General features: G+C 34.4%; 4 protein-coding genes and 4 pseudogenes. 7 read left to right on the forward strand and 1 reads right to left on the reverse strand.

The features are described from left to right. The 7 genes and pseudogenes from DMC01_RS11880 to DMC01_RS16115 all read left to right on the forward strand — a co-directional run. Window positions 1-1,147 (forward strand): DUF2972 domain-containing protein (locus DMC01_RS11880; protein ID WP_142694411.1); only part of this gene is annotated, 1,147 nt, incomplete at its 5' end. 199 nt (window positions 1,148-1,346) lie between these two features. Continuing rightward, window positions 1,347-1,691: a hypothetical protein gene (locus tag DMC01_RS16915; RefSeq protein ID WP_427846132.1), complete on the forward strand. Its 345-nt coding sequence runs from the start codon at window positions 1,347-1,349 to the stop codon at window positions 1,689-1,691. Window positions 1,692-1,861: 170 nt separating this feature from the next. After that, window positions 1,862-2,081 (forward strand): annotated as a pseudogene (locus DMC01_RS16920) (IS1595 family transposase); the annotation flags it as partial. A 38-nt stretch (window positions 2,082-2,119) separates the two neighbouring features. Then, a complete protein-coding gene (locus DMC01_RS13900) occupies window positions 2,120-2,263 on the forward strand; it encodes a hypothetical protein (protein WP_185908921.1) in 144 nt (47 codons plus the stop codon). 179 nt (window positions 2,264-2,442) lie between these two features. After that, a pseudogene (locus DMC01_RS11890) lies at window positions 2,443-3,452 on the forward strand (DNA adenine methylase). Between the two features lies 1 nt (window position 3,453). After that, a pseudogene (locus DMC01_RS11895) lies at window positions 3,454-3,705 on the forward strand (HAD family hydrolase); the annotation flags it as partial. A gap of 257 nt (window positions 3,706-3,962) precedes the next feature. Next, window positions 3,963-4,097, forward strand: a complete 135-nt coding sequence (locus tag DMC01_RS16115; RefSeq protein WP_282432320.1) for a hypothetical protein — start codon at window positions 3,963-3,965, stop codon at window positions 4,095-4,097. Between the two features lie 530 nt (window positions 4,098-4,627). On the opposite strand, the pseudogene DMC01_RS11900 reads toward DMC01_RS16115, so the two are convergent. Continuing rightward, window positions 4,628-4,880 (reverse strand): annotated as a pseudogene (locus DMC01_RS11900) (IS1595 family transposase); the annotation flags it as partial.

Genomic DNA, 4,880 nt, shown 5'->3' on the forward strand with positions numbered 1-4,880 from the left:
TCAAATCCTCTCAAATGATAAAAGCAAATACAAAAACCCTGATTTAAGCTATGAAAAGATTCCAGCCTCTCTTGCTTGGCAGCTCAACTTGCCCTTGCCAAAGAAGTATAAGCTCATCCTAGCCACCCTTTCTTACTCCGCTCACACCTCTATGGTAAGCTATCTTTTAAAATGCAAACTAGCCATATCTATGCATCACAGCATAGACTCAAAGACTAATTATATTTTTAATTACGAGCATATTTTGAAAGAAACGCCCCTTGTCATTAATATCACAGGGTATATGTATTCAAATCTTCGTTTTTCTCAACTACACAAGCTAATTTCTTTGTTAAATAACAAAACCACAGTTTTATGGCTTTTAAGATGCCCTATGCAAAGGCTTTTATCCATACTTAAATTTTGCAACCGCAAGCCAAATTTAAATTATAATCTTAACGAAGATACCCCTCTTAACATACTTGAAAACAGGAGAATTCACGGAGTTGATATAAGTAAGCCCTTGGATGAGAGGATTAAAATAGCAACTCAAACAAATTCCTTTGCTTATATCAAGCTTTTGGGGTATTTTAAGAGCCTTGGCTTTAAAAACTGGGACTTTTTGGATCTTTCAGGCATAAAGGATCAGCAAAAAATTTTAGAACTTTTCGTAAAGCTTTCAAAGACTTATAGCTTTGAAACACCAAAGAATAAAGATGATTTTAGCTATGAATTTATAGCCTTGCATAATGGCATTATCCCTCTTAATTTCACTGTTAAGGGATATAAGTTTAAGCTTCACAATCAGCTTTTAAATGAGCTTGAAATAAGCGAAGCCTTAGAGCTTAAAAAAACCAAGCTTACATCAAGGATCTTCATTTACGCACCAGATAAGAACTGGCAAGAGCTAGATCAAAGCTATCTTAGAAAGAAAATTCAAGCCCTTTATGATAAATTAAACGAGGTCTTAGAGGATGAGGCTAGCAAGGCTGTAAGCAAGGAGGAGCTAATGAATCTTTTAAGGGCTGACACACAAACAAGAAGGCTTTTGAAGGAGGTATTTGACAAGGAAGTTGGCTTTGTTAAAGAATGCGCGCCTGAGATGGTGGCTTCTTGGGACTACTACAATGAATTTGAAAGGATCTGCAAGGAGCTTGATGGGGCTTAATGACTTGCATTAAGCCTTGCATTTCTATCAAAATCAACTTGTTCTTTTTAAAAAAAAGGTAAATTTAAAAAGAGCAAAGAGGCTTGATCTTGTCTTTTTGAGACAACAAAGCAAGGTGTTTGTCAATTTGACATACACAAAAAGATCTATTTTTTAAAATGCAAGATACTTAACTTGATATGACAAGCTTTGCCTTATTTTGAGTTACTTTCCCCTTCGCTTCGCTTTGAATGACAATAATTTTATCATTTTGAGCAAAGCACAAAGCGAAAAATCTCTTTTTGGTTTTGAGATACTTTTCTATCGCTTTATTTGTAACTTTGGGAAACAAAATTATAGGGTAAAACATAGGGAAAATGAGTTTGCAAAGAGGCACAAGCACATAAATGGCATTGAGAATTTTTTTGCTTCGTTGCACTCGCAACTGCAAGAAGAAGGTGCAAGGCGTGTGCGTGAAAAATGTGGATATGGGGCTGAAAACATCTGTGTTTTTATTTCGCGTTTTTGTAGCTTTGCAAGGAGGTTTGCTAAAACGCTAGGATAGCGTTTATACGCTCAAACACTGCTCTGCCAAAGAGCTACTAGCTATAATAAGGGATTTTGCAGAGTTAGAAAATGCCACAATTTTAAGAAAGCTTTAAAGCCTATGATGACTTGGTGGATTTTTGACTTTGTGCTACACACTCGTTCATTTGCAAGAAGGCACAAGAGTTTGTAAAACATTCTCAAAACGAGTTTGCAAACGGACGAAATCTTATCAACGGCATTGAGAATTTCTAGGGCTTTGCAAAGGCTAGATTAAGTCAGTTTCACGGCAAGGGAATTTTTCACGCATTTAAAGGAAGCTGAATTTAGATCTAAGATCAAAGTTAAGAATGAAAATTTGTATAAAATTTTCTTAAAATGGCTTAGGAAAAATCCTAGGTCATTTTAGCTAAAAGTATCAATCGCCTTAAAAATTGAAAGGACAAAATGGCACAAGATAAAAAACCAGAAATCATAGGAAAGAGGGCATGGAAAAAAGTTGAGGAAGAGAAAATGAAGCCAAGATTGCCTGAAATGAAAGAAGGTGAAAATTTTACTATTCCTAATTCCGAGAAAGGAGGGAATACATAATGGATTGGGTGATTATGGAAGAGATGGTTCTACCTTTCAAAACAAAAACGAAGCAAAAAAATACATATTGCCTATGTTGAAGAATAACACCCTGATTATAAGGTCGAAAAAGTAAGCAAAGATGGTAAACTAAAAACTCATTTAAAAATAACAAAACTACAAGAAACAAAGGGCAGTAAATGAACTACATAGGCTCGAAATTTAAGCTCAGTGATTTTATCGTTAAAAGCATTGAAAAAGCATGACAAAGCCCTTAAATGAATGTATTTTTTGTGATTTATTTGCTGGCACGGGTGCGGTTGGCAGGGCATTTAAGGGCAGGGTAAAAAAAGTTATCGCAAATGATAGGGAATTTTACAGCTTTGTGCTAAATCAAAATTATATTGCAAATCACAAAAGGCTTGAAAATAAAATGGTTTTACTAAAAAATTTAGAAAATTTAAAGGGTGTTGGGGGCAAAATTTATGAAAATTATTCGCTTGGTGGGACAAAAAATAAGGCTTATCAAAGGCTTTATTTTAGCGATGAAAATGCAGCTAAAATCGATGCCATTCGCCAAAAAATAGAGCTTTTAAAAGATACAAACTCCATAAATTTAAGCGAGTATTATTTTTTACTTGCCTCGCTTTTAGAATCAGCTGATAAAGTAGCAAACACGGCTTGCGTGTATGGGGCATTTTTAAAAAAGCTCAAAAAATCTGCCCTAAAAATAATAAAGCTTCAAGGGGCTGAATTTGAGTGTAATGACAATGAGCTCGAGGTTTTCAACGAAGACGCTGCAACTTTAATTACAAAAATTAAAGGCGATATTTTATACCTAGATCCCCCTTACAATGCCCGTGAATACGCAGCAAACTATCATTTACTTAACACAATCGCACTTTATGATGACTTTGTGCCACGAGGCAAAACAGGGCTTCGCACATATCAAAAAAGCGAGTTTTGCAAAAAAGCAACCGTAGCCAAGGCACTTGAAAATATAATTGCAAAAGCAGACTTTAAATGGATATTTTTAAGCTATAATGATGAGGGAATTTTAGCTATTGAGGAAATCCGCTCTATCTTTGAAAAATATGGCAAATACAGCCTTTTAAGCACCAAGCATCAAAGGTTTAAAACAGACAGCCAAAGGGTGCAAAAACAAGTTGGGGTGGTGGAGTATCTACACATTTTAAACAAGGGAGGTTAAAATGCTTTTCATCGATGTGCAAGGGACTTTGATAAGTGATGTGGATAAAGGCCCTATTGATGGGGCGTGCGAGCTTGTGAGTTGGCTAAATTCAAAGCAAATTCCTTATCTCATCATAACAAACAACACCAAGGACTTGAATTTCTTAGAAAATTTACGAAAAAAAGGGCTTGAGATAAAGGACAATGCCTATTTAGACCCCTTTTTTGTGTTAAAAGAAAAATTAAAGCCTTGCAAGATAGCGGCTTTTGGGGATAATAAAGGCTCTCTTTAACTTAAACTCACATAAAGGAGCTTTCAGCTATGATGCACAAGGTGAAAAACAAGTATATAATTCGTACAAGAATTAAATAGGCGAAATTTGTGATAGATTTTGAAGCATTTTTTTATTTCATTACACTAGCAATTGTAAACAAAAATGGCTCACAGAATTAGTAGCAAGCGTGGGCGTGGGACTGGTCGCAAAAGTTTTTACTTCGTGCTACGCGTATTGTAGCTTTGCAAGAAGCAATGCTAAAATGTGAGCCTTGCGTTTATACGCAGATGGTTAAATACTGCTTGGCAAAAGAGATGCTACCTATTATAAGGGATTTTGCAGATGCCTCAAATACTACAATTTTAGGAAAGCTTCAAAGCTTATTATGACTTGGTGGATTTTTTACTTCGTTTCATCTTGTAACTTGGCAAGAATAAGCAAAAGCTCATTATGGGGTAAAGCCTAGCAAAAACTGCAAAGGGACACAGCCACATCAATGAGCTTGTGAATGTTTTTACTTCATGCTCTTGTAGTTGTGTATCAGAAGTTTACACAGTTTCGTTTAGCTAAATTTAAAGGCTAACAAAGAAAATTTTATCCTTCACGTAAAAGAAACAAAATTTAGACAAAAAATTTAGGACAAAATTTTCATCAAAATTTATTAAAGTTGATAAGCTAAAATCCTATTGATTTTAATTTAGCCTAAATTAATTAGGCATAGTGTAAGCACGAAGCAAATAAAGTTTGTTGAATCAATCAATTATTTAGATTCAATTAACTATTTTAAGTAGATTTTTTATGAATTTAAGTAGGGTGTTATTGTTGTTTTTTAAAACCATAAAGATGCTTGTGTTAATGAAGTAAAACTAAGTTAGTAAGATTAAAATTTGTTTTTGGCGATTGATACTTTTAGCTAAAATTACATAGGATTTTTCCTAAGCCATTTTAACAAAATTTTATACAAATTTTCGTTTTTAACTTTGACATTAGATCTAAATTCGGTTTCTTTCAAATTTAATCCCATGAAACTGACTTAATCTAGCCTTTGCAAAGACCCAGAAATTCTCTATTCCGTTAATGTGGCTTCGTCCCTTTGCAAACTCATTTTTAGAGTGTTTTACCCTATAATGTGCTTTTGCACCGAAATCAACCAAGCCATCATAAGCTTTGAA

Origin of the sequence: Campylobacter troglodytis (genome assembly GCF_006864425.1) — a bacterium.
Taxonomy (GTDB): Bacteria; Campylobacterota; Campylobacteria; order Campylobacterales; family Campylobacteraceae; genus Campylobacter_D; species Campylobacter_D troglodytis.

What these genes read in the sequence shown, in the direction of transcription:
- DMC01_RS13900 (WP_185908921.1), top strand. Translation starts at nt 2,120, where the DNA reads ATGGCACAAGATAAAAAACCAGAAATCATAGGAAAGAGGGCATGGAAA.
- DMC01_RS16115 (WP_282432320.1), top strand. Translation starts at nt 3,963, where the DNA reads ATGCTAAAATGTGAGCCTTGCGTTTATACGCAGATGGTTAAATACTGC.